At 68.8% G+C, this 23,730-nt stretch carries 16 protein-coding genes; 8 read left to right on the top strand and 8 right to left on the bottom strand.

Annotation, left to right across the window (positions count from 1 at the left end; genetic code table 11):
* Positions 1 to 19: 19 nt before the first annotated feature.
* From A7W11_RS28970 to A7W11_RS03735, 3 genes are all read right to left on the bottom strand, one after another.
* A complete protein-coding gene (locus A7W11_RS28970; protein WP_019936597.1) occupies positions 20 to 148 on the bottom strand; it encodes a hypothetical protein in 129 nt (42 codons plus the stop codon).
* 192 nt (positions 149 to 340) lie between these two features.
* Positions 341 to 1,267, bottom strand: a complete 927-nt coding sequence (locus A7W11_RS03740) for a sugar kinase (protein WP_066408294.1) — start codon at positions 1,265 to 1,267, stop codon at positions 341 to 343.
* Complete coding sequence (locus A7W11_RS03735; protein ID WP_066408283.1) at positions 1,260 to 1,904, bottom strand: bifunctional 4-hydroxy-2-oxoglutarate aldolase/2-dehydro-3-deoxy-phosphogluconate aldolase; 645 nt, start codon at positions 1,902 to 1,904, stop codon at positions 1,260 to 1,262. The genes A7W11_RS03740 and A7W11_RS03735 overlap by 8 nt, the downstream gene beginning before the upstream one ends.
* Positions 1,905 to 2,130: 226 nt before the next feature.
* On the opposite strand from A7W11_RS03735, the gene uvrA reads away from it, so the two are divergent.
* The 4 genes from uvrA to A7W11_RS03715 all read left to right on the top strand — a co-directional run bounded on the left by uvrA (position 2,131) and on the right by A7W11_RS03715 (position 11,138).
* Positions 2,131 to 7,935 carry an excinuclease ABC subunit UvrA gene (gene uvrA / locus A7W11_RS03730; protein ID WP_066408281.1) on the top strand — a complete coding sequence of 1,935 codons (5,805 nt, stop codon included), beginning with the start codon at positions 2,131 to 2,133 and terminating at the stop codon, positions 7,933 to 7,935.
* A 127-nt stretch (positions 7,936 to 8,062) separates the two neighbouring features.
* Positions 8,063 to 9,277, top strand: a complete 1,215-nt coding sequence (locus tag A7W11_RS03725) for an aminodeoxychorismate synthase component I (protein ID WP_066408279.1) — start codon at positions 8,063 to 8,065, stop codon at positions 9,275 to 9,277.
* Positions 9,278 to 9,415: 138 nt separating this feature from the next.
* The gene (locus A7W11_RS03720) at positions 9,416 to 10,060 is read left to right on the top strand and encodes an aminotransferase class IV family protein (protein ID WP_066408269.1); all 645 of its coding nucleotides are present in this window, start codon (positions 9,416 to 9,418) and stop codon (positions 10,058 to 10,060) included.
* Positions 10,061 to 10,148: 88 nt separating this feature from the next.
* On the top strand, positions 10,149 to 11,138 hold the full coding sequence (locus tag A7W11_RS03715) for a quinone oxidoreductase family protein (protein ID WP_066408630.1): 990 nt from the start codon (positions 10,149 to 10,151) through the stop codon (positions 11,136 to 11,138).
* 48 nt (positions 11,139 to 11,186) lie between these two features.
* Here A7W11_RS03715 and A7W11_RS03710 read toward each other — a convergent pair whose 3' ends face one another.
* Positions 11,187 to 11,780 carry a TetR/AcrR family transcriptional regulator gene (locus A7W11_RS03710; RefSeq protein ID WP_156522987.1) on the bottom strand — a complete coding sequence of 198 codons (594 nt, stop codon included), beginning with the start codon at positions 11,778 to 11,780 and terminating at the stop codon, positions 11,187 to 11,189.
* A gap of 294 nt (positions 11,781 to 12,074) precedes the next feature.
* Between A7W11_RS03710 and A7W11_RS03705 the strand changes: the two genes are divergently transcribed.
* From A7W11_RS03705 to A7W11_RS03695, 3 genes are read left to right on the top strand one after another with little or no spacing between them, the layout of a single operon-like run.
* Entirely contained in the window at positions 12,075 to 14,231 is a 2,157-nt protein-coding gene (locus A7W11_RS03705) for a TonB-dependent siderophore receptor (protein ID WP_066408266.1), read from the top strand.
* A gap of 10 nt (positions 14,232 to 14,241) precedes the next feature.
* Positions 14,242 to 15,378 carry an ABC transporter substrate-binding protein gene (locus tag A7W11_RS03700; RefSeq protein ID WP_235816793.1) on the top strand — a complete coding sequence of 379 codons (1,137 nt, stop codon included), beginning with the start codon at positions 14,242 to 14,244 and terminating at the stop codon, positions 15,376 to 15,378.
* Positions 15,379 to 15,381: 3 nt separating this feature from the next.
* Complete coding sequence (locus tag A7W11_RS03695) at positions 15,382 to 16,500, top strand: siderophore-interacting protein (RefSeq protein WP_066408264.1); 1,119 nt, start codon at positions 15,382 to 15,384, stop codon at positions 16,498 to 16,500.
* 116 nt (positions 16,501 to 16,616) lie between these two features.
* Here A7W11_RS03695 and A7W11_RS03690 read toward each other — a convergent pair whose 3' ends face one another.
* The 4 genes from A7W11_RS03690 to A7W11_RS03675 form a co-directional block, all read right to left on the bottom strand.
* Positions 16,617 to 17,474 carry a tRNA threonylcarbamoyladenosine dehydratase gene (locus A7W11_RS03690; protein WP_066408261.1) on the bottom strand — a complete coding sequence of 286 codons (858 nt, stop codon included), beginning with the start codon at positions 17,472 to 17,474 and terminating at the stop codon, positions 16,617 to 16,619.
* Positions 17,475 to 17,535: 61 nt separating this feature from the next.
* Entirely contained in the window at positions 17,536 to 18,987 is a 1,452-nt protein-coding gene (locus A7W11_RS03685; RefSeq protein ID WP_082887072.1) for an efflux transporter outer membrane subunit, read from the bottom strand.
* Positions 18,988 to 18,989: 2 nt separating this feature from the next.
* Positions 18,990 to 20,954, bottom strand: coding sequence for a MacB family efflux pump subunit (locus A7W11_RS03680; protein ID WP_066408622.1), 1,965 nt, complete (start codon positions 20,952 to 20,954; stop codon positions 18,990 to 18,992).
* A gap of 1 nt (position 20,955) precedes the next feature.
* A complete protein-coding gene (locus A7W11_RS03675; protein ID WP_066408257.1) occupies positions 20,956 to 22,152 on the bottom strand; it encodes an efflux RND transporter periplasmic adaptor subunit in 1,197 nt (398 codons plus the stop codon).
* Positions 22,153 to 22,419: 267 nt separating this feature from the next.
* Here A7W11_RS03675 and A7W11_RS03670 point away from each other — a divergent pair, with 267 nt between their 5' ends.
* Positions 22,420 to 23,661 (top strand): MFS transporter, encoded by a 1,242-nt coding sequence (locus tag A7W11_RS03670; protein WP_235816792.1) that lies wholly within the window; start codon positions 22,420 to 22,422, stop codon positions 23,659 to 23,661.
* Positions 23,662 to 23,730 lie beyond the last annotated feature (69 nt).

The raw sequence follows: 23,730 nt of genomic DNA, 5'->3' as shown, positions 1-23,730 counted from the left end.
CCCACCACCGCCAGCGCAATTACACGCGCTTGACCTTCTCCAGCATCTTGAACACGCCCTTGGGCGACTTGACGAACAGGCGCTTGAAGGCCTTGCCCAGGCAGCGGCGTTCCAGGGTGTTACGACGGACGCGTTTACGTTCGGCCATGACTATTCTCCGGTAGAGGTTCTATTCGATTGTGTTTCGGGTCTGCTCGGATCAGGCCGAAAAGGCGGACGGCGAAATCAGGGATAACTCGGAATTCTAGCCTTGGAATCGGCCATCTGGCAAATGGCCCTCTCAATGAAAAACGGGGACGTTAAAACGGCGCAACGCCACGGCGGCCCGGCGGATGCGGGATCAACCCTGTTGCAGAAGTTGCCGCACCTGCCCGGGCCGCGGCAGGGGGTCGACCGCCCCATAACCCAGCGTCGACAACGCGGCTGCCGCGTTGGCATAGCGCACCGCATCCTGCCACGCATCGCCTTGGCAGCGCCGCGCCAGGAGGTTGCCCGCGAAACAGTCGCCCGCGCCCGTTGCGTCGACGGCCTGCACGCGCTGGCTGGCGATGGCCGTGCGCCGGCCGCCCTCGTCCAGCATCGCCCCGTCCTTGCCCAGCTTCAGCACCACGGTGTCCGGCGCGCCGGCCTCGCGGATCCAGTCCAGCGTGCGGCCCGGATCTTCATGGCCCGTGAAATGCCGCAGGTCGTCCAGGCTGGGCAGGAACAGGTCGGCATGCCGCAGCGCCTCGCGCAGGATGGCCCGCGCCCGGTCCAGCGGCCACAACCCCAGGCGCAGATTGGAATCCAGGCTGACCTGCACGCCCGCCGAACGCGCCCGCGCGATGGCGGCGAACACCGTGTCGCAGGCGCTGTCGCTGATGGCCAGGCTGATGCCGGACACGTGCAAAAAACGGGCGCGCTCGACCAGGTCCACGTCGATGTGTTCGGGCCGCATGCGCGCGGCGGCGGAATCCCGCCGCAGATAACTGAAGACATGCCCATCGGGGCCATGCTGCACGAAATACACGCCGGTATGGGCATCGGCATCGCGCTGCACGCCACGGGTGTCCACTCCTTCTGCTTCCCACAGGTCCAGCAATTGCTGTCCGAAGGCATCCTCGCCCACGCGTGTCAGGTAGGCGCAGCGCGCGCCCTGGCGGGCCGCGGCGATCACCGCATTGGAGGTGTCGCCGCCGAACCCCTGCCGATACTCGGGCTGCCCGGGCCGCGTCTGGTTGAACTCGATCAGGGCCTCACCCAATCCCACGACATCGAATTCAGTCATGATGCATCGCCTCCTCACGGATCTGCCCGACCTGCCTGACCAGCGCGGCGGTGTCGCGCGCCGCGAACGCAGCCTTGTCGTACAGGTTGCCGCCCATGCCCACCAGCGCCGCGCCCGCCGCGAAATACGCGCCCATGTTCTGCCGCGTGACGCCGCCCGTGGGACAGAAGGCGGTGTCGGGAAACACGGATGCCAGCGCCGCCACGTGGCCGGGGCCGCCCGTCTCGGCAGGAAATATCTTCACCAGATCGGCCCCCGCATCGCGCGCGGCCAGCACTTCGGTCGGCGTGAAGGCGCCCAGCAGGCACAAGGCGCCGGCGGCATGGGCCATCTCGACCAGGCCGGGCGTATGGCCCGGCGACACCAGGAAGTCGGCGCCCGCCACCAGGGCATCGCGCGCCTGGTCTTCGTGCAGCACCGTGCCCACCCCCAGCAACAATGCGTTGCCATGTTTCTCGCGCAGCACCCGCACCAGGTCGGCCACGCCGGGGATGGTGCAGGTCAGTTCCAGGGTGCCGCAACCGGCGGCCACGGCCACCTCGACGGCGTAGGCGGCCTGGGCGGGATCGGTATAGCGCAGCACCGGCACGACGCGCGCGGCCAGCAGGCGGGCATGCAGGGAATCAGGATCGGTCATGGCACCTCTGTCGGCAGGGAGCATCCCGCTGGGACGGATCGTCCGGCGCGCCCGGAAAAACGGCGTGCCGGCCTCATTTCCTGCTTTGATTATGCGCGTCTGTCCCCAGCTATGGCGTAAGACCATGTGAATCTGAGATACTGTTCATATATACAGATATCTCTGCGCCCCTCCCTATCCGCCCCTCATTTCCGGCGCCCGGCCGGACACAGGCTACGATCACCCCATGAGCTCCGAAATCCGCATTGTTGGCGCCCGCCAGAACAACCTGAAGAACCTGGACGTGACCATCGCCACCGGCGAACTGGTCGTCGTCACCGGCGTCTCGGGGTCGGGCAAGAGTTCGCTGGCCTTCGACACGCTGTACGCCGAAGGCCAGCGCCGCTACGTGGAAACCTTCTCGCCCTATGCGCGCCAGTTCCTGGACCGCATGGACAAGCCGCAAGTCGACCGCATCGAGGGCATCCTGCCCGCCATCGCCATCGACCAGACCAATCCGGTGCGCAGTTCGCGCAGCACCGTCGGCACGATGACCGAGCTGAACGACCACCTGAAGCTGCTGTATGCGCGCGGCGCCACGTTGTTCTGCCGCTGCTGCGGCAAGCCGGTGCGGCGCGACTCGCCCGACTCCATCCACCGCGCGGTGGCCGAGCAGGCGCAGGCCGCGGGCGATCCCCGCCTGGTCATCACCTTCCCGCTGCCCGTGCCCGCCAACTTCACCGAAGACGAAGTGCGCGGCTTTCTCGAGCAGCAGGGCTATACCCGCGTGCACGCCGAGTCCGAGCCCAAGGAGGGCGCGGTCAAGCAGGTGTCGCGCGGCAAGGGCAAGAGCAAGACGGCCGAGCCCGTCGCGGCGCGCCGCATCCTGCACGTGGTGCAGGACCGCTTCCGCTTCGCGGGCGCCGAGCGCGAGCGCGTGATGGAGGCGCTGGACACCGCGCTGCGCATGGGCGCCGGCCACCTGGCCGTGCACGTCGTCAACGACGAAGGCCAGGACAGCGCCGTCTGGAAATACAGCGACCGGCTGCACTGCGCCGACTGCGACATCGAATACAACGACCCGCTGCCCAGCAGCTTCTCGTTCAACTCGCCCCTGGGCGCATGCGAAAGCTGCCGAGGCTTCGGCCGCGTCATCGGCATCGACCTCGGCCTGGTCATCCCCGACGAAGGCAAGACCCTGCTCGAAGGCGCCATCAAGCCCTGGCAGACCCCGTCGTTCAAGGAATGCCAGGTCGAGCTGGCGAAGTACGCGCCACGCGCCGGCATCCCGCTGGGTGTGCCGTGGAAGAACATGACGCAGGCGCAGCGCGACTGGGTGCTGAACGGCGACCCCGATTTCAAGGGCGGCAGCCAGGCCTGGAAGACGCAGTGGTACGGCGTGCACCGCTTCTTCGAATGGCTGGAAAGCAAGGCCTACAAGATGCACGTGCGCGTGCTGCTGTCGAAGTACCGCAGCTACACGCCCTGCCCCACATGCGGCGGCGCGCGCCTGAAGTCGGATGCCTTGCTGTGGCGTCTGGGGTCGAAAGCCGACGCCGATGCGGTCCTGCCACCGGATGACGAACGCTACAAGCGCTTCCTGCCCGTCGGCGTCAGCTGGAGCCGCGACCTGCTGAACTCGCTGGACGGCCTGTCGATCCACGACATGATGCTGCTGCCCATCGAGCGTGTGCGCAAGTTCTTCGACGGCCTGCGCCTGGAAGGCGTGATGGACGCGGCCTCCGACCTGCTGCTGACCGAGGCCCGCGCACGCCTGCGCTTCCTGTGCGACGTGGGCCTGGGCTACCTGACGCTGGACCGCCAGAGCCGCACGCTGTCGGGCGGCGAGGTGCAGCGCATCAACCTGACCACCGCCCTGGGCACCTCGCTGGTCAACACGCTGTTCGTGCTGGACGAGCCCTCCATCGGCCTGCATCCGCGCGACATGCACCGCGTGGTCGAGGTCATGCATCGCCTGCGCGATGCCGGCAACACGCTGGTGGTGGTCGAGCACGATCCGCAGGTCATGGTGGCGGCCGACCGCATCATCGACATCGGTCCCGGCCCCGGCGAACGCGGCGGCCGCATCGTGTTCGACGGCACGCCGGAGCAACTGCGCGCGTCCGCGACACTGACGGGCGACTACCTGGGCGGCCGCCAGCGCGTCGAGGCGCCGCGGCCCATGCCGGTGGCGGCCAACACGCCCAAACTCATCCTGGAAGGCGCGCGCGCGCACAACCTGCGCAACGTCTCGGTCGAACTGCCGCTGGGCCGCCTGGTGTGCGTCACCGGCGTGTCCGGCTCGGGCAAGTCCACACTGGTGCAGGACGTGCTGTATCCCGCGCTGCTGAAGCACCAGGGCAAGCCCACCGAGTCCCCCGGCGAATTCGACCGCCTGCTGGGCGCCGAGCAGATCGCCGAGGTCGTCATGGTCGACCAGACGCCCATCGGCAAGACCGCGCGGTCCAACCCGGCCAGCTACGTCGGCGCGTTCGACGCCATCCGCAAGCTGTACGCGCAGGCGCCGCTGTCGCGCGAGCGCGGCTACACCGCCGGCACGTTCAGCTTCAACAGCGGCGATGGCCGCTGCCCCACCTGCGGCGGCACCGGCTTCGAACACGTCGAGATGCAGTTCCTGTCCGACGTGTACCTGCGCTGTCCCGATTGCGACGGCAAGCGCTTCCGCCCCGAGGTGCTGGAAGTCCGCGTCGAGCACCTGGGCAAGAGTGCGTCCATCGACGAAGTCCTGGACATGACCGTCAACGAGGCGCTCGAATTCTTCAAGGGCCTGCGCGACGTGCAGACCGGGCTGGCGCCGCTGGCCGACGTGGGCCTGGAATACGTGCGCCTGGGCCAGCCCGTGCCCACGCTGTCGGGCGGCGAAGCCCAGCGCCTGAAGCTGGCCGGCCACCTGGCCGAGGCGGCGCGCAGCGGCATCTCCACCGCCCGTGTCGCCAAGAAGGGCAGCCTGTTCCTGTTCGACGAACCCACCACCGGCCTGCATTTCGACGACGTGGCGCGGCTGATGCGCGCCTTCCGCAAGCTGCTGGCCGCGGGCCACACGCTGCTGGTCATCGAGCACAACCTGGACGTGATCCGCGCGGCCGACTGGCTGATCGACCTCGGCCCCGACGGCGGCGATGCCGGCGGCGAACTGGTCGGCGTGGGCACGCCGCAAGACCTGATGGACAACCCGCGTTCGTACACGGGCCACGCGCTGCGCGAATACGAAGGCTCGGTGCTGCCGGCCTCGCCCGTGCCCGCCGACGTGGTGGTGTCCACCGACATGGAAGCGCAGGAAGCCGAGCAGACCGGACTGGTGCCGGCGCTGGCCGAACCGGGCGCGGCCTATGGCCCGGACGCCGAAGCCGCGGCGACGGTGGCCGGCACGCCGCTGCAATCGCTGATGCGGCGCCGCCGCAAGGCCAACCAGGCCATCGAGATCCTGAACGCGCGCGAGCACAACCTGAAGAACGTCAGCGTCGAGATTCCGCGCGACAAGTTCACGGTGATCACCGGCGTATCGGGCTCGGGCAAATCGACCCTGGCCTTCGACATCCTGTTCAACGAAGGCCAGCGCCGTTACCTGGAATCGCTGAACGCCTACGCGCGCGCCATCGTGCAGCCGGCCGGCAAGCCGGACGTGGACGCCATCTTCGGCATCCCGCCCACGGTGGCCATCGAACAGCGCACCAGCCGCGGCGGCCGCAAGTCGACCGTGGCCACGATGACCGAGATCCACCACTTCCTGCGCCTGCTGTACATGAAGCTGGGCACGCAGTTCTGCCCTGATTGCCACGTGGCCGTCGAACCGCAGAACACCGACCAGATCGTGGCGCGCCTGCTGCGCGAACACAAGGGCCAGCATATCGGCATCCTGGCGCCGCTGGTCACCGCGCGCAAGGGCTATTACACCGATCTGGCCAAGTGGGCCGCGGGCAAGGGCCATACGCACCTGCGCGTGGACGGCGCCTTCATCCCGGTATCGCCGTGGCCGCGCCTGGACCGCTACAAGGAACACACCATCGAACTGCCGGTGGCCGACGTGGTGGTCGATCCGGCGCGCGAGGATGAACTGCGCGCCGCGGTCAAGAGCGCGCTGGAACACGGCCAGGGCATCCTCAACGTGGTGTGGCCGGTGGACAAGCTGCACGAGGCGCTGGACAGCGACCTGCAGCACCAGCATTTCTCGGTGAAACGCGCCTGCCCGTCGTGCGGCACCAGCTTCCCCGAACCCGATCCGCGCCTGTTCTCGTACAACTCCAAGCACGGCTGGTGCACGGGCTGCTTCGGCACGGGCCTGCAATTGCAGGGCTTCGATGCCGAGCAGACCGGCGAGGAAACCGCCTGGAACGCCTGGTACGAGGGCGAGGCCAAGCCTTGCGGCGTATGCCACGGCCAACGCCTGAACCGCGTGGCGCTGGCCGTGCAATGGCGCGGCCGCTCTATCGCCGAACTGGCCTCGCTGCCGGTCAGCGATGCGCACACCTTCTTCACCGGCCTGGTGGCGCGCGGGCGCGAAGGCGAGATCGCGCGCGACATCCTGGCCGAGATCCGCGGCCGCCTGACCTTCATGCAAGAGGTCGGCCTGGGCTACCTGGCGCTGGACCGCGCCGCGCCCACGCTGTCGGGCGGCGAAGCCCAGCGCATCCGCCTGGCGGCGCAGTTGGGCTCCAACCTGCAGGGCGTGTGCTACGTGCTGGACGAACCCACCATCGGCCTGCATCCGCGCGACAACCGCATCCTGCTGGACGCGCTGGCGCGCCTGGAAGGCAACGGCAACACGCTGGTGGTGGTCGAGCACGACGACGACACCATCCGCCGCGCCTCGCACATCATCGACATCGGACCGGGCGCGGGCATCCGCGGCGGCCGCGTGGTGGCGCAGGGCACGGCCGAAGACCTGGTGGCCTCGCCCGAGTCCGTCACGGGCCGCTACCTGGCGAAGCCGCTGGCGCATCCGCTGAATGGCCGCCGGCCCATCGAGGCCGACACGCCCATGATCGAGATCAAGGGCGCTCGCCTGCACAACCTGCGCAGCGTGGACGCGCGCATTCCGGTGGGCCGCCTCACGGTCGTCACCGGCGTGTCCGGCTCGGGCAAGTCCACGCTGGCGCGCGAGGTGCTGCTGGACAACCTGACCCAGGCCGTCTCGCAGCGCAAGGCGCCGGCCTGGGGCGGCTGCGAGCGCATCACCGGCTGGGAGCTGCTTGACCGCGTGCTGGAAGTGGACCAGACCCCCATCGGCAAGACGCCGCGTTCGTGCCCGGCCACCTACGTGGGTTTCTGGGACGACGTGCGCAAGCTGTTCGCCGAAATGCGCGAATCGCGCGTGCGCGGCTGGACCGGCGCGCGCTTCTCGTTCAATACCGGCGACGGCCGCTGCCCGGTCTGCGAAGGCCAGGGCATGCGCACCATCGAAATGAGCTTCCTGCCCGACGTGAAGGTGCCGTGCGATGCCTGCAATGGCGCGCGCTTCAACAGCGACACGCTCAGCGTGAAGATGCGCGACAAAAACGCCGGCGAGGTGCTGTCCATGGAAGTGGACGACGCCATCGGCTACTTCGCCTCGCATCCCAAGATCCTGCGGCCCCTGCAACTGATGCAGGACGTGGGCCTGGGCTACCTGACGCTGGGCCAGCCCTCGCCCACCCTGTCCGGCGGCGAGGCGCAGCGCATCAAGCTGGTCACCGAACTGTCCAAGGCGCGCATGACCGAAGGCGTGTTCAAGACCGGCCGCGCCTCGCGCGCGCCGCACACGCTGTACGTGCTGGACGAGCCCACGGTGGGCCTGTCCATGGCCGACGTCGAGAAGCTGGTGCACGTGCTGCACCGCCTGGTCGAGGCCGGCAACACGGTGGTCGTGATCGAGCACAACCTGGACGTGATCGCCGAAGCCGACTGGCTGCTGGACCTGGGCCCCGAAGGCGGCACGGGCGGCGGTCAGCTGGTGGCCCAAGGCTCGCCCGAGGACGTGATGGCTGCGAAGGATGCCTCGCATACCGGGCGCATCCTGCGCGAATTCATGGACCAGGCCCGGCAGCAGGCCTGAAATGGCGTTACCCTCACGCCCGCCGCATGCCTCGGGTCATCGAGACATGCGGCACGCGTGCGGCGTCATCCTTTTTTGTCCCGGATAGCGGCGCCTCTTTTCCCTGGGACAGTCCGGCAAGACTGATATGAAGTGCCGTTTCGAAGATCGCCTGGCCGGCCACGCGCTGGAATTGCTCGATTTCCGCGAGCGCATCGTCGCGTGCCACCGCGACGAAGTCCCCTCGGCATTGCAGGCCATCGAGGCCGCGCGCGCGGCGGGCCGCTGGGTGGGCCTGCTGCTGGACTATGAACTGGGCGAATGGCTGCTGCCCGAAGCGACGCAGCCCCCGCCCGACGAAGCGGGCCCCGGCCCCGTGGCCGGCCTGCGCCCCGACGATGGCAGCCCCCGCCTGACCGCGCTGGTGTTCGACCGCGCACGGCAGGAAGCGCCGTGGCCGGCGCCCGATGCCATCGACGGCCACGGCGCGGCGCCGGCGCCCGGCCGCCCCGCGCCGCAGCAAGCCGGCGCCGACCCGGCAAGCATTCTTGGCGTCACGCCGCGCATGGTCCACGACGACTACGTGCGGCACATCGCCCGCATCCGCGAACTCATCGCGCAGGGCGAGCTGTACCAGGTCAACTACACCATGCCCCTGGACGTGGACGTCGAAGGAGATCCCCAGGCGCTGTACCGCCGGATCGCCGCGCGGCATCCCGTCGGCCACGCGGCCTATGTGGAAGACGGCGCGCGCACCGTGCTGTCCTTCTCGCCCGAACTCTTCGTCGCGCGCCAGGGCGCCCGGCTGGTGACGCGCCCCATGAAGGGCACCGCTCCGCGCCATGCCGACCCGGACGAAGACCAGCGGCTGGGCCAGGCGCTGCAGGCCAGCCCGAAGGACCGCGCCGAGAACCTGATGATCGTCGACCTGCTGCGCAACGACCTGGGCCGGCTGGCCCGGCCCGGCTCGGTGCGGGTGGATGCGCTGTTCTCGCTCGAGCAATACCCCAGCGTCTGGACGCTGACCTCGACCATCTCCGCCGATGCGCCCGATGCCACCCTTGCGCAGGTGCTGGCCGCGCTATTCCCGTGCGGCTCCATCACCGGCGCCCCCAAGATCACCGCCATGCGCCGCATCCGCCGCATGGAAGCCGCGCCGCGCGGCCTGTATTGCGGCAGCATCGGCTGGCTGGCGCCCGACGGCGACTTCTCGCTGAACGTGGCGATCCGCACCCTGGTGCTGCCGTCGGACGGCGGCACGGCCCGGCGTGGCGTGTACCATGTGGGCGGCGGCATCGTGCACGACTCCGATCCCGAACGGGAATGGCAGGAGTGCCACTGGAAAGCCCGGATCCTGGGCTGATGCCCACCGCGGCGGCCCGGCGATTTCGGCCGCCCTTTTGTTTTCCCGCCGCGACACGGCCCCTGGCGGCCGCGGCCTGCAAGGCAAGGCGCGCGCCAGACAGCACGCGATCCCACTGACCCGCACAGAGGAGCGTGCATGCGGCCCGAACTGATTGAAACCATGCTGGTCACGTCGGGCCGACACATTCCCTTGCTGCACCGGCATCTCGCCCGGCTGAACGCCTCGGCGCAGGCGCTGGGCTACCCGTGCGACCTGCCCGCCATCGAGGCCGACGTGCGCGCCGCCGCCGGCATGGCGCTGGCCCAGGGGCCGCACCGCCTGCGCCTGCTGCTCAACAGCGCCGGCGACCGCACGGTGCAGGCCTCGCCGCTGCCCGCGCTGGGACCGGTGCAACGGGTCATGCTGGCCACCGAACCGCTGGACGCGGCCGAGCCGCTGCTTCGGCACAAGACCACGCATCGCCCCTGGTATCAGGCCTCGACGGCCTGGCTGGCCGAGCACCCCAAGGTGTTCGACCTGATTTACCTGAATACCCGCGGCGAGCTGTGCGAAGGCACCCGCACCAACGTCTACCTGAAGCTGGCCGGGCAGTGGTTCACGCCCGCGGTGACGTCGGGCTGCCTGCCCGGCGTGCAGCGCGCCGAGCTGCTGGAACAGGGCGCCGCGCAAGAGCGCGTGCTGACCGCGGCCATGCTGCGGCAGGCGGAAGGAATAAGATTGTCGAATGCCTTGCGCGGATGGTTCGACGTGGTCCTGGCGGCGCCGGCCGACGTCAACTGAGCTCCCCGCGCCCGGCACGGCCTTCACCGCAGTTCAACCCTGACCGCGAGCCCCTGCCATGCCTGTCGATGCATCGCTTCCCAAGTCCATGCGCGCCCTGGCCATCGACCGGTACGGCGGACCTGACGTCGTGCAACGCCGCGACGACGCGCCAGTGCCGGCGCCGGGCCCCGGCGAGGTGCTGGTGAAGGTGGCCTGCGCCGGCATCAACTTCATGGATATCCACACCCGGCAGGGCAAGTACGCGGACTCGCGCACCTATCCCGTGCGCCTGCCGTGCACGCTGGGCATGGAAGGCGCCGGCGTGGTGGTGGCCGCCGCCGACGATGTCACGCACCTGGCTCCGGGCCAACGCGTGGCGTGGTGCATCGCCTGGGGCAGCTTTGCCGAATACGCCAGCATCCCCGCCCGGCTGGCGGCCACGATACCGGATGCCATCGGCTTCGACACCGCGGCCGCGGCCATGTTCCAGGGATGCACCGCCCATTACCTGGTGCACGACGTCGCGCGCCTGCAATCCGGCGGCAGTTGCCTCATCCATGCCGCCTCCGGCAGCATCGGCCAATTGATCATCCAGATGGCGCGCACGCTGGGCGTCACGGTCTACGCCACGGCCAGCACCGAGGAGAAATGCAGCGTCGCGCGCCGCCTGGGCGCGGCGTCGGCCCTGCTGTACGACAACGGCGGATTCGCCGAACGGATACGCACCCTGACGGACGGGCAAGGCGTGGACGTGGTGTTCGATTCGCTGGGCAAGGCGACCTTGCGCGACAGCCTGCGCGCCGCCCGCACTCGTGGGCTGATCGTCAACTACGGCAACGTGTCGGGGTCCGTGAAGGACCTCGACCCCTACGAACTCGGCGAGGCGGGTTCATTGTTCCTGACCCGGCCGCGCCTGGCCGACCATATGGCCGATGCCGCCACCGTGCAACGGCGCGCCGACGACGTATTCGCCGCCATACTGGCCGGCAAGCTACGCGTGGACATCTCGGAGCACCTGGATTTCGACAGCATCGCGCAGGGACACGCCCGCATCGAGGCGCGCCAGCAGATCGGCAAGGCCGTCGCCTGGATCTAGCCTCCGCGGGCAGCCGGCAAAACGCCCGGACGCGTGCCTGCATCCCCGCTAGCGCCGTCCCGCGCCTTTGCAGGCCGCGCCTTGCAAGAACAAGGCCCAGGCCTGGTCGAAATAATCCTGTTGCGCCGCCTGCCCCGAAAACCGGGCATCGCCCAGCATGGCGGCGACCAGCGGCCTGATCGACGTGGCATACAGCAATTGCTCGGCCATGAAGAAGGCATCCCCCTCGCCCAGGCTGCCCGCCGCCTGCGCCTGCCCGACCAGTTCGGCCATGCGGCGCATCAGCGGATCCTGCTCGGACGGCGTGAGCTGCACCCCTTTCGACGGCACCGCCTCGGCCAGCGCCACCCGGTTCAGCGCCACCATCTGCACCCGCAGATTGATGTCCAGCAGGGTGCGCGCATAGCGTTGCAGGCGCTGCAGCGGTTCGCCGCCATCCGGCGTACAGGCGGCCAGTTCGTCCTGCACCTGGATGCGGAACCGATCCATCAGGGCCGTGAACAGCGCCCCCTTTGAGGCGTAGCGCCGATAGATGGTGTCCTTGCCGGCCTGGCAGGCCTCGGCCACCTGTTCCATCGACGTGGCCGCGTACCCTTGCGACGCGAACAGCTCGGCGGCGGCATCGAGGATGCGGCGTTCCATCTGCGCGGCCGCCTCGCGAGTCGGCCGTCCACCGCGCGAAGGCGAAGGGGAATGAGCGTCAGCCGAGGCCGTCCGGGGAGGTCTGGTGGGCATCCGATCCTGGTGTCTCGTGGGTGATCAAGCGCCGTATTGTCCCGCACGAACCCCTGCACGGCAAACAACCATACGCAAACATCCCGTTGTCACCCAATGAATGCGGGTTTGCCTCCTCTCAAAATAACTGGACGCTACCGTCCCGTTTATGGGAAGATAACTGCAACTGAGATTTTTTATCATTTGCAATGAGGTGTGAAAATGGCGATTGATGTGCGGGAAGCCGTCATGCTCGGGACGGTTTCCGGCTGCCTGGCGCTGGCGGGTACGGTCCAGGCCCAGCAACAGAACACGGTCCAGCTCAGTCCGGTGATCGTGAAGGGCGAGGCCCCCGACCCCACGGACACCAGCGACCGGCTGTTCGTCCCCGCCGCGGCATCGGCCACCAAGAGCGGCACGCCGGTGGCCGAGACCGCGCAATCCGTCAGCACCATCACCCGCAAGCAGATGGACGACCAGGCCGCGCAGACCGTTGGCGAAGCGCTGCGGTACACCTCCGGCGTGCTGTCCGACCGCGATTCCAATACCCGCTACGACTCCATCTTCCTGCGCGGCTTCGGCGCGTTCGGCACCGCGACCAGCTACGTCAACTTCCTGGACGGACTCAAGCTGCCGCGCGGCCAGGCTTTCGCGCAGGCGTCCATCGATCCGTATCTGCTGGACCGCATCGACGTGCTGAAGGGGCCGTCCGCCCTGCTCTATGGCCAGGTCAGCCCGGGCGGCCTGGTCAACCAGGTCAGCCGCGCGCCCTCCGCGCAACCCGCCCGCGAGATCCTGCTGGAAACGGGCTCGGACGGCCGTGCGCAGGCCGGCTTCGGCACGCGCGGCGCGCTCAATGAAAGCGGCACGCTGCAATACAGCCTGAACGCCATCGGCCGCCGCGCCGACACCCGCTACGACGGCGTGAGGGAAGGCCGCTACGCCGTGGCGCCGTCCATCACCTGGCAACCGGACGCCGATACTTCGTTGACGCTGTCGGCCTACTATCAGAAGGACCCGTACGGCGGCTACTTCAATTCGTTGTACCCGCGCTTCCTGGCTCCCGCCGAGTACAAGCACGCGCTGGGCCGCAAGCTCAACATCGGCGATCCGGACTTCGATTCGTTCGAGCGCGAACAGCACGGCATCGGCTACCAGTTCGAGCACCGGGCCAATGCGCTGCTGACACTGCGCTCGCGCCTGCGCTATTCCGACGTGGACAGTGACTTCCGCTCGCTGCAGATGGCCGCGCCGCTGGCCGCCGACGGCACCATCGCACGGCAGGCCCTGCGTTCCATCGAAAGCGTGAAAGGCGTCTCGATGGACAACCAGGCCCAGTTCGATTTCGCCACGGGCAGCGTGCGGCACACCTTGCTGACGGGGCTGGATTACCAGCACGCCCGCAGCGACTGGGCCTACGACTGGGGCCCCGCGCCGGCGCTGAACGTACTGAACCCGCAGTACGGCCAGGCCATCGGCGCGCTGACCACCATCATCGACAGCGGACAGACCCTGCGGCAGACGGGCGCCTACGTGCAGGACCAGCTGAAATTCGGCGGCTGGCGCGGCATGCTGGGCGTGCGCCACGACTGGACCTCGCAGGACACCGAGAACCGGCTGGCCGGCGCCTCGACCGAACAGAACAACGAGGCCACCAGCTACCGCGCGGGCCTGCTCTACCAGTTCGACAACGGCCTGGCGCCCTACGCCAGCTACTCGACCTCGTTCGAACCCAACGTGGGCGTCGACGCCACCGGCAAGCCCTTCGTGCCGAGCAAGGCCAGCCAGTATGAAGTGGGCCTGAAGTTCCAGCCGAACGGCCTGGACGCGCTGTTCACCGTGTCGGCCTTCGACATCCGCCAGCGCGACGCGCTGGTGCCCGATACGCTGGGCTTCAACACCCAGGAAGGCCGCATCCGCTCGCGTGGCCTGGAATTCGAGGCGCGCGGACAGGTGACGTCCGCCCTGGAACTGGTGGCGGCCCTGACGCTGCTGGACACCAAGGTGACCCAGGCCGCCGTGCCCGGCAACAGCGGCAAGCATCCCCAGGCCGTGCCCGATTACTATGGTTCGCTATGGGCGAACTATAGTTTCGCGCCTGACGTGCTGCCCGGCGTGAAACTGGGTGCGGGCGTGCGCGTGGTGGGGTCGAGCTACGCCGACAACGCCAACCAGGTGAAGGCGGACGGCTACACGCTGATCGACGCCGCCTTGCGCTACGACTTCGGCGCCAGCATCCCCAGCCTGAAGGGCCTGGAAGGCCGCTTGAACGTCAATAACCTGTTCGACAAGACGTACTACAGCAGCTGCAGCTCGAACTTCTACTGCCAGTACGGCAACGGCCGCCAGATCATCGCGGGCGTCCGATACCGCTGGTGAGGCCGGGACGATGAACAGACGCCGTTTCTGCGCGGCCGCGCTGTCGGGCGCGATGGCGGGCATGCTGCCCGGCGCACCCGCCCGCGCGCAGGCTCGCACCGTGACCGACATGGCGGGCCGTGCCGTCACGCTGAACGGCGTGCCGCGCCGCATCGTGCTGCTGGAGGCGCACGACATCGTCACCATGTCCTTCCTGCACCCCGATCCGGCCTCGCTGGTGGTGGGCTGGGCCGCGGCCGACCGCATCGACAGCGCGGCCTTGCAGGCCCGCTTTGAAGGCAGGCGCCGTCCAGACGGGCGCCCCATCGCCGAGGTCGGCAAGCAGGCGCCGGGCTCGGTGTCGCTGGAAGGCATCCTGCAACTGAAGCCCGACCTCGTGGTGGCCAGTTCCTTCATGGCCTCGCAGGCCGATGGCGGCGGCGTGGTCCAACGGCTGCAGGGGCTGGGCATCCCCGTCGTGTTCAGCGACGTGTCCAGCAATGCCGCCGAGGCCTCACGGGCCGGCCCTGGAGAAACCCTGCATCGCCAGATGCGCATGTGGGGCGGGATCCTCGGCGCTCCCGGCCGCGCGGCGGCCTACGCCGCCTACGTCGATGAGCGCCTGGCTGGCGTGGCGCAACGGCTGGCGGATGCGCCGCGCGTGACCACCTATCTGGAAGTGCAATCCACTCTGAACGACTGCTGCTGGGCCGCGGGCACGCAGGTCTGGGGCGAACTGCTGGCCCTGGCCGGCGGCCGAACCCTGCCGGGGGTGACCGCGCCCTGGTTCCAGAAGCTGCAATTGGAGTACCTGCTGAGCACGCCGCACGACGTCTACATCGCCTCGGGCGGCGGCTGGGCGTCGGGGGGACGGCCGGCCATCGGACCCGGCCTGGACCCCGCCGAAGGCCGCGCGGGATTGCAGCGGCTGGTGGCCCGCCAGGGCTTCGCGGGCCTGGCCAGCACCCGGCATCACCGCGTGCACGGCATCTGGACCGGCCTGATCGCCGTCGTACCGCTGAACCTGCTTTTCGTCGAGGTCGCGGCCAAGTGGCTGCATCCGGAGCGCTGCCGCGACCTCGATCCCGCGCAGACCCTGGCCGACATCAACCGCCGCTTTCTCGGCACGCCGATCGATGGGCCGCTATGGGCCTCGATCCAGGAGTGAACATTGTCCGACACACCATCCGCGTCCTGTAGGGCGCAGGCCCTGATCGACTTTCCCAGGCTGGCCGACTACCTGCCGGCCATTCTCGATGCCATCGCCACGCACGACATGACCGTGACGCAAGTCAACGGCGGCTACCAGGTACGGTCCGTCTTCGGGCAGGCCACGCTGGAAATCTTGCCCGGCCAGTTGCATATCGCCATCGTCACGGCACACCGGCATGCCCTGAACCGCATGAAGCACGCGCTGGCGGGCCCCATCGGATTCATCGCGGCGCGCGAACGCCTGGACATCGCCTGGACCGGTGACCAGGCCGGGCTGGTGCCGCTGGACGATTTCCGCGTGGTGCGCGTGGCGCGGGTCCATTCATTGACGCCAGGCATGAGACGGATCGAATTCCAGGGCGAGAACCTGGCGCACCTGGACCGCGCGGACCAGATGCATTGCCGGCTGATCTTCGGCCCTCGGGACGAAGCCAATCCCATCTGGCCGATGCTGGACGACCGGGGCCACGTGGTGTGGCCCGGCCGGAAGATGCCGACGCGCGTCTACACCATCCGGGCCATCGATGCGCAACGCGGCGTACTGACCATCGACTTCGCGTTGCACGCCGCCGCCGGCCCCGCCACGCGCTGGGCGCTGGCCGCCGGGCCCGGCGATCAGGTGGGCGTGGTTGGCCCCGCGGCGGGCGGCCCCAGGCCGGCGTCCTGGTATGTCTTCGTAGGGGATGAAACCGGCCTGCCCGGGATCGCGCGCATTCTCGAATCGCTGCCGGACGATGCGCGCGGCCATGCCTTCATCGAAGTGCGCGACGGCGCGGAGGAACTGCCGCTGGCCCGGCCGCCCGGCATTGGGTTGAACTGGCTGCATCGCCAGGGCGCGCCAGCCGGCACGACTTCGCTGCTGCCGGATGCCGTGCGCGGCCTGGCGTGGCCCGCGGATCGGCAAGAGGTATTCGTGTGGGGCGGCTGCGAGCACCGTGCCTTCCGGGACATCCATCGCCATCTGAAGCAGGAGGTCGGTCTTTCGCCCAGGCAGCAGGTGCTGTATTCGCACTGGCATCGCGCACTGAGCGAAGAGCAGATCATCGAGATCGGCGGTGACGCGTATCTGCCGGAATGAGGCAGGCGCCCGTCGATGGACCACGCCTGTGGCCGTGCCGTGGCTATCCGTGCTTCGGCCCGCGTGACGGCAAACACGCCAGCCGGTTCAACCGCGCGCCCGCCGCGTCGCGCACGTCAGTCCGCCAGCGCCAGCCGCACGGCCTCGTTGGCGGCCGCCATGCCCATCGCCGCGGTCACCATCACCACCGACCCATACCCCGCGCACGACAGGCCCTGCGGCGCGGCAGCGGCCAGTCCTTGCGCGCCCATGTCGTCGTCCATCTCGGCGGCCTGCGTCCAGGCCTGCGGAAGAATCGCCGCCTGGTCGAACCACAAGGCCCGCACGCCCATGCGCGGCACGCGCTTCAACGCCCGGCCCTGCGCATCCGACGCGCGCGGAAAGCCATGTTCGCGGCGCAGCTTGTTGCGCAGCTTGGACAGCAAGGCGTCGTTGGCCGCGTCGGACAGATCGCCCGCACGCAATGACAGCGGGTCGGTCTTGCCCCCTGCCCCGCCGCACAGCAGCAGCGGCACGCCGCGGTGGCGCGCGTGCAGGATCATCGCGATCTTGGCGGCGGCCTGGTCCGTGCAGTCGACGATGGCGGCATAGTGCCCGGCCAGCAGTTGGCCGACGTTGTCGGGATCGACGAATTCATCCACGCAGGTGACGACGCAGCCCGGATTGATGTCGCGGATGCGCGCGGCCATGGCCTCGATCTTGGACTGGCCCAGCGTGGGCGTCAGCGCGTGGATCTGGCGGTTGACGTTGGATTCGGCGATGTGATCGAGGTCGATCAGCGTCAGCGCGCCGACGCCGCAGCGCGCCAGCGCCTCGGCCGTCCAGGAACCCACGCCGCCCAGCCCGACGACGGCGACGTGCGCGCCATACAGGCGCGCGGGCGCGCCGGGGCCGTACAGGCGGGCCAGGCCGCCGAAACGGCGTTCGGCGTCGATGCCGCAGGAAGGCGTGAGGTCGGGTGGGGTAATCGTCATGGTGGGCGGTATTTTCCCACTTCCTTGGCGGCGGCGCTTCCTGCGTGCGGGCCGGGCAGGCTTAGCGCGGCGGCATCTGCGCCACGGCCGGCACATCACTGCCGCCCAACGCCTGGTACAGCGACACCTGGTTCACCAGCCGGTTCAGCCCGTTCTCTGCCACCGCGATCTCGGCATTGCGGCGCTGTTCCTGCGCATCCAGCCAGAACCGCAGCGACACCGCGCCCGAGCGGTAGCGCACTTCGTACAGGCGTTCGGCGCGGCGGGCCGACTCCAGCGACAGCGCCAGCAGCCGCGCGCGCTCGGTCAACTGCGTGCGCGCCGACAAGGCGTTCTCCACGTCCGCCATGGCCTGGTACAGCGCCTGGCGGAAGCTGATCGCGCGTTCTTCGAAATCGGTGCGCGAGATGTCGATGTTCAACTGCATCGAATTCAGTTGCAGGAACGGAAAGCTGAGCCCCGCGCCCAGCGTGGCCACGGGATTCTGCAGCAGGTTGCCCAGCGCCGTGCTGGCCGATCCCAGGGCGCCGGTCAGCGTGATGGGGGGGTAATAGCTGTAGCGCGTGGCGTCGACGTTGGCCAGTGCGCCGCGCAGGCGCAGCTCGGCTGCCCGCAGGTCGGGACGGCGGCCCAGCAGGTCGGCGGGCAGGCCGGCTCGCACCGGCGGCGGCGCGGCCTGGGGCAAGGCCTGCGGATCGGTCACGATGCGGCCCGGCGGGCCGTCGAACAGAATCGCCAGCGCGTTACGGTACTCCACGCGCTGCTGCAGCAGGTCGGTATGCGCGGCCTGCTGGTTGGACAGGTTCTGTTCGGCCTCGGCCACCTCCAGCGCCGAGGCCCCGCCGGCCGCGTACTGCGCGCGCACCAGATCCAGCGTGCGTTGCGCATAGGCGATGCTTTCGGTGCTGGTGGCCAGGCGCTGGTTGATGAAGCCGATCTGCCAGTACAACTGCGCGGTGGTGCCGGTCAGGCTCAGCGCGGTGGCCTGTCGGTCCTGCTCGGTGGCCTCGGCCTCCCATTGCGCGGCATCGCGGGCGCGCGACAGGCGCCCCCACAGATCCAGCTCGTAGCTGACGGTCAACTGCGCCTGGTTGCTGCGCGTGATCAGCCGGTCGCCATACAGGTTGCGCGAGCGGTTCACGTCCACATTGCCGCCGAACAGCGGGAACAGGTCGGCGCGCGCCAGCCCGGCCGTCAATTGCGCCCGGCGCACGCGCACGCCGGCCGCGGCCAGGTCATTGTTGCGCGCCAGGGCCTGCTCGATCAGCTGGTTCAGCTCGGCATCGCCGAAGGCCAGCCACCACGGGCCAGACAGCGCGGCGGCGTCGGCCGGCTGGCCCTGGTTCCATTGCATCGGTACCTGCACGGCGGGCCGCTCGTAGCGGCTGTCCAGCAGGCCGCAGCCGCCCAGCAGCAGCGACACCGCCAAAGCCACGCCGGCGAGCCGAAATCCGCGTGCCCGGCCCTGCGGACGAAACTTCGGCAACGACGCGTGCGAAAACGGTAAGGACATCTTCATTCCCGGGCCAAGGATTCAATGGGGTCCAGGCGCGCCGCGTTGCGCGCCGGCAGATAGCCGAAGGCCACCCCGATCAATGTGGAACACACGAACGCCGCCACCATGGAGTTGACCGAATACACCATCTGGAACGAGCCGCCCGTGGCCTGCGACACCAGCACGCCCAACCCCAGCGACAGCCCGATGCCGGCCAGGCCGCCGATCAGGCAGACCAGCACCGCCTCGATCAGGAACTGCTGCATGATGTCCGCGCGCCGCGCGCCCACGGCCATGCGCACGCCGATTTCGCGGGTGCGCTCGGTGACCGACACCAGCATGATGTTCATCACGCCGATGCCGCCCACCACCAGCGAGATCAGCGCGATCATCGACACCAGCAGCGTCATGGTGGCCGTGGTGCGCTCGATGGTCTGGCGTACGGAATCCGTATTGAAGACGAAGAAGTCCTTCGTGCCGTGGCGCTGCGTCAGCAGCTTGACGATGGCCGTCTCCGCCGTCTTGGTCGGCGTGTCGTCGGACACCCGCACCGTGATGCTGCGCAGATGCTGCTGGCCCAGCACGCGGCTCAGTGCGGTCGTGTAGGGGATGTACACATTCAGGGTATCGGCGGCGCCGAACAGCGCCTCTTGCTTCTGCGTGACGCCCACCACGCGGCTGGGCACGCTGCCCAGCAGGATGACCTGGCCGATGGGATTGACGTTGGCCCCGAACAGCCGGTTGCGCGTGTTCTCGTCGATCACCACGTCCTGGCTGCGGCGCGTCACGGCGGTGGCGTCGAAGAACTGCCCCTGCGCCAGCTTCAGCCCGCGCACACGGAAGAACTGTTCGCCCACACCCTGCACGGTGCCGTTCACCGACACGTTGCGATAGCGCAGCGACACGCTGGTCGAGACCTGCGGCGTGACACTGTCGGCGAAGTGCTGGCGCGCCAGCGCATCCGCGTCGGCCGGCACCAGCGTGCGGATGCGGGCGGCCTTCTCGTCGCCGAAGTTCTCGCCCGGATACACGTCCACCGTATTGGTGCCCATCTGGCTGATGTCGTTCAGGATCTTCTGGCGCGAGCCCTCGCCCAGCGCAACCACGGACACCACGGCCGCGATGCCGATCACGATGCCCAGCATGGTCAGCGCGGTGCGCAGGCGATGCGCGTTCATGGCCACCAGCGCCATGCGCAGCGCTTCGCCGGTGCGTTCGACGGCGCCTTGCCAGCGGGGCCGGGCGCGCGCCTGCGGCGGTTCCTCGGCGGCGGGCGGCGGCGTCACGGGCCGCCGGTCGTCGTTGATCCGGTCGGCCACGATGTCGCCGTCGCGGATCTCGATGATGCGGCGGGCGTGCCGCGCCACTTCCAGGTCGTGGGTGACGATAATGACGGTGTGGCCGGCGGCGTTGAGTTCTTCCAGGATACGCAGCACCTCTTGCCCGGTGTGCGTGTCCAGCGCGCCGGTCGGCTCGTCGGCCAGGATCACCTGCCCGCCGTTCATCAGGGCGCGCGCGATACTGACGCGCTGCTGCTGGCCGCCCGACAACTGGCTGGGGCGGTGATCCACGCGTTCGCCCAGGCCCAGGCGCTCGAGCAGCGCCTCGGCGCGCTCGCGGCGCGGCCCGCTGGCGCGGCCGGCATAGACCGCGGGCATCTCGACGTTGCCGCGCGCCGTCAGGTCGCCCATCAGGTGATAGCGCTGGAAGATGAAGCCGAAGTGCTCGCGGCGCAGCTCGGCCAGTTCGTCGGGCGACAGTTCGCCCGTGGTGCGCCCGCCGATGCGGTACGTGCCGCGCGTGGGCCGGTCCAGGCAGCCCAGGATGTTCATCAACGTGGACTTGCCCGACCCGGACGCCCCCACGATGGCCACCATCTCGCCCGCGGCGATCTCCAGGTTCACGTCCTTGAGCACCGCGATGGTCTGCTCGCCGGACACGAACTCGCGCCGCACCCCTTCCAGCCTGATCAACGCCTCGGCCACGTCAGCCCCCCGGCGCGGCGGCCGACGCGGGCACCGGCGCCGCCCCGGGACCATTGCCCGTGACGACCTTGTCGCCTTCCTTCAGGCCATCCAGGATCTGCGCATCGACGTTGTTGTTCAGGCCTACCTTGACCTGCCGCTCGACAGCCTGGCCATCCGCCTGCAGCACGCGCACCGTGCGGGTGCCGTCGGGGTGGGTCTTGCCCAATGCCGCGGACGGCGCCACCAGGGCGCCCTTGGCCTCGCCCAGCACGATGAAGACCTGCGCCGTCATCGAGATGCGCAGCTTGCCGTCGGGGTTGGGCACGTCGAACAGGCCGTTGTAGTACACGGCCGACGAGGTGCTGGACGACGACGAGGAACTGGCCATCAAAGCGCTGGAATCGTCTTTCTGGATGGAATCCGGCGCCGGCTCGATGGCCCTCAGCGTGCCGTAGTGGCGCGTGTCCGGTTCGCCCAGGATGATGAAATAGGCCTTCTGGCCCGCCTTCACCCGCGTGACGTCGGCCTCGGAAATCTGCGCCTTCACCGTCATGGTTTCCACCTGCGCCACCTTGATGACGGTGGGCGCCGACTGGAACGAGTTGATGGTCTGCCCTTCCTTGGTCACCACGGCCACCACGGTGCCGTCGATCGGCGAGACGATGCGCGTGTAGCCCAGGTTGACCTTGGCGGTATCGACCTCGACCTCGGCCTGCACGATCTGCGCCTGCAGCGAGGCGATCTCGGCGCGGGTCACGTTCAGGGTGGCCTCGGCGGTTTCATAGTCCTCGCGCGAACTGGCGTCGGCGGCCAGCATCTCGCGCTGGCGGCGGAACGACAGTTCGGCCTGCCGCAGGCTGGCCTGCTTGGCGCGCAGGTCCGCGCGGCGGGCATTGATCGTGGCCTGGGCGGTGCGCAGGTCGTTCTGCTGAGTCAGGTCGTCGATCTCGGCCACCAACTGCCCGCGCTTGACCCGATCGCCCAGTTGCACCTTCAGCGATTTCAACTGGCCGGTGGCCTGCGCGCCCACGCTGACCTGCCGCACGGCCTCCAGCGTACCGCTGGCCAGCACGCTGTCTTCCAGGTCGGCGCGGCGCACCTCGGCCGTCGTGTAGGCGGGCGCGGGGGGGTTGGAGAAGAACGCCCATTTGACGGCAAAAGCCGCCAGCAGCAGCACCACGGCAATCCATAGATAGCGCTTGGTCTTGGGTTTCATGGAAGAAGAGAAGAAAGCAACAGCGTTGCATTCTACGTGGCCCTCGTTAAGGACGTTCAAGCAACCCGGCCGTCGGCCTCGTTGCGTGGACGCGACAATGGTTGTCAGTGAAATCTTTGATGATGCAAATGAAGGTTTGCAGCGATCTGCGGCGATTTCGCGCCAAAACCGCCGACAGCGGGCCAGGATCATGCCGTTATCTGTTCAACTGCCTGTCATCGTACTTGCGGCGGCGCAACATCGACTTAGCCAGACGTTAGGCACAGAATGGGCACAAAAGACTACGCCGTGCCCGACGCCCCCCGCCCACATCCCTCGCGTTCCCCCCACGGCCCCGAATATTCGGGGACGGCAGGCTTGTGCCTGTTGTCCATGCTGAACCACGTGGCGCTGACGGGGGGACGCATCACCGTCTCGCTGACCGCGCTGAAGCTGGGCCTGTCCACCCTGCAGGTCGGCATGCTGGTGGCGGTCTTCGCCATCCTGCCCATGCTGGCCTCGGTGCATACCGGCCGATGGGTGGACAAGATCGGCGTCATCCGGCCGCTGGTCATCGGCACCGGCCTGACCTGTATCGGCACGCTGCTGCCGTTCATCTGGCAGAGCCAGCCCGCGCTGCTGGTGGCCGCGTGCTGTATCGGCATCGGCTTCATGCTGCACCAGGTCGCCACCCAGGACATCCTGGGCCACGCCGGCCAGGAGCGGCGGCTGCGCAATTTCTCGATCCTGTCGCTGGCGCTGGCCGCGTCGGGCTTCAGCGGGCCGCTGATCGCCGGCCTGTCCATCGACCACCTGGGATCACGGCTGGCCTTCGGCATCCTGGCGCTCTGTCCCCTGCTGTCGGTCGGCGGCCTGGTGCTGATGCGCCGGCCGTTGCGCACGTTCAGCGCCGCGCTGGTGGCCAGCCACCGCGTGCCGGAGACACGCCCCAAGCTGGGCGAGATCCTGGCCGTGCCGGCGCTGCGCCGGGTCATGCTGGTCAACACCATCCTGTCCGGGGCCTGGGACACGCATCTGTTCGTGGTGCCCATCTACGGCATCCGGATCGGGCTGTCCGCCACCACCATCGGCCTGATTCTCGCCGCGTTCTCGGCGGCAACGTTCATCATCCGCATCTTTCTACCCATCATCCAGCGGCGGGTGCGGGGCTGGACGATGGTGCGGGTCGCCATCGTCACGACAGCCCTGGATTTCATGATTTATCCGCTGTTCGAAGACGTTAACGTGTTGATCGGGCTATCTTTCGTGCTGGGACTGGCGCTGGGCGCCTGCCAGCCCAGCGTGCTGGCCCTGGTGCATCAATTCAGCCCGCCCGGACGCGCGGCCGAAGCCATGGGCCTGCGCCTGGCGCTGATCAACTGTTCCCAGGTGTCGCTGCCGTTGACCTTCGGCGCGCTCGGTGCCTTAATTGGGGTGGCGCCGCTTTTCTGGGCTTATGCCACCGCGCTGGCGCTCGGAGGCTGGTTCAACCGCCACCCTCCGCAAGAATCCGCAGATCCCCCGCCGTGAAACCCGCTTCCCTCCCCGCCTCGGACATCAGCAACCCCGCCGCCCTGCCGTTCCGCCTGTGGACGGCCG

It is taken from the genome of Bordetella ansorpii (genome assembly GCF_900078315.1).
Lineage (GTDB): Bacteria > Pseudomonadota > Gammaproteobacteria > Burkholderiales > Burkholderiaceae_B > Bordetella > Bordetella ansorpii.
The sequence above is the reverse complement of the archived record's forward strand: the minus strand, read 5'-3'. Positions and strand labels throughout refer to the sequence as shown.

Coding starts and splice junctions, on each gene's coding strand:
- A7W11_RS28970 (WP_019936597.1), bottom strand. CDS start 148: ATGGCCGAACGTAAACGCGTCCGTCGTAACACCCTGGAACGCCGCTGC.
- A7W11_RS03740 (WP_066408294.1), bottom strand. CDS start 1,267: ATGACTGAATTCGATGTCGTGGGATTGGGTGAGGCCCTGATCGAGTTC.
- A7W11_RS03735 (WP_066408283.1), bottom strand. CDS start 1,904: ATGACCGATCCTGATTCCCTGCATGCCCGCCTGCTGGCCGCGCGCGTC.
- uvrA (WP_066408281.1), top strand. CDS start 2,131: ATGAGCTCCGAAATCCGCATTGTTGGCGCCCGCCAGAACAACCTGAAG.
- A7W11_RS03725 (WP_066408279.1), top strand. CDS start 8,063: ATGAAGTGCCGTTTCGAAGATCGCCTGGCCGGCCACGCGCTGGAATTG.
- A7W11_RS03720 (WP_066408269.1), top strand. CDS start 9,416: ATGCGGCCCGAACTGATTGAAACCATGCTGGTCACGTCGGGCCGACAC.
- A7W11_RS03715 (WP_066408630.1), top strand. CDS start 10,149: ATGCGCGCCCTGGCCATCGACCGGTACGGCGGACCTGACGTCGTGCAA.
- A7W11_RS03710 (WP_156522987.1), bottom strand. CDS start 11,780: ATGGAACGCCGCATCCTCGATGCCGCCGCCGAGCTGTTCGCGTCGCAA.
- A7W11_RS03705 (WP_066408266.1), top strand. CDS start 12,075: ATGGCGATTGATGTGCGGGAAGCCGTCATGCTCGGGACGGTTTCCGGC.
- A7W11_RS03700 (WP_235816793.1), top strand. CDS start 14,242: ATGAACAGACGCCGTTTCTGCGCGGCCGCGCTGTCGGGCGCGATGGCG.
- A7W11_RS03690 (WP_066408261.1), bottom strand. CDS start 17,474: ATGACGATTACCCCACCCGACCTCACGCCTTCCTGCGGCATCGACGCC.
- A7W11_RS03685 (WP_082887072.1), bottom strand. CDS start 18,987: ATGTCCTTACCGTTTTCGCACGCGTCGTTGCCGAAGTTTCGTCCGCAG.
- A7W11_RS03675 (WP_066408257.1), bottom strand. CDS start 22,152: ATGAAACCCAAGACCAAGCGCTATCTATGGATTGCCGTGGTGCTGCTG.
- A7W11_RS03670 (WP_235816792.1), top strand. CDS start 22,420: ATGGGCACAAAAGACTACGCCGTGCCCGACGCCCCCCGCCCACATCCC.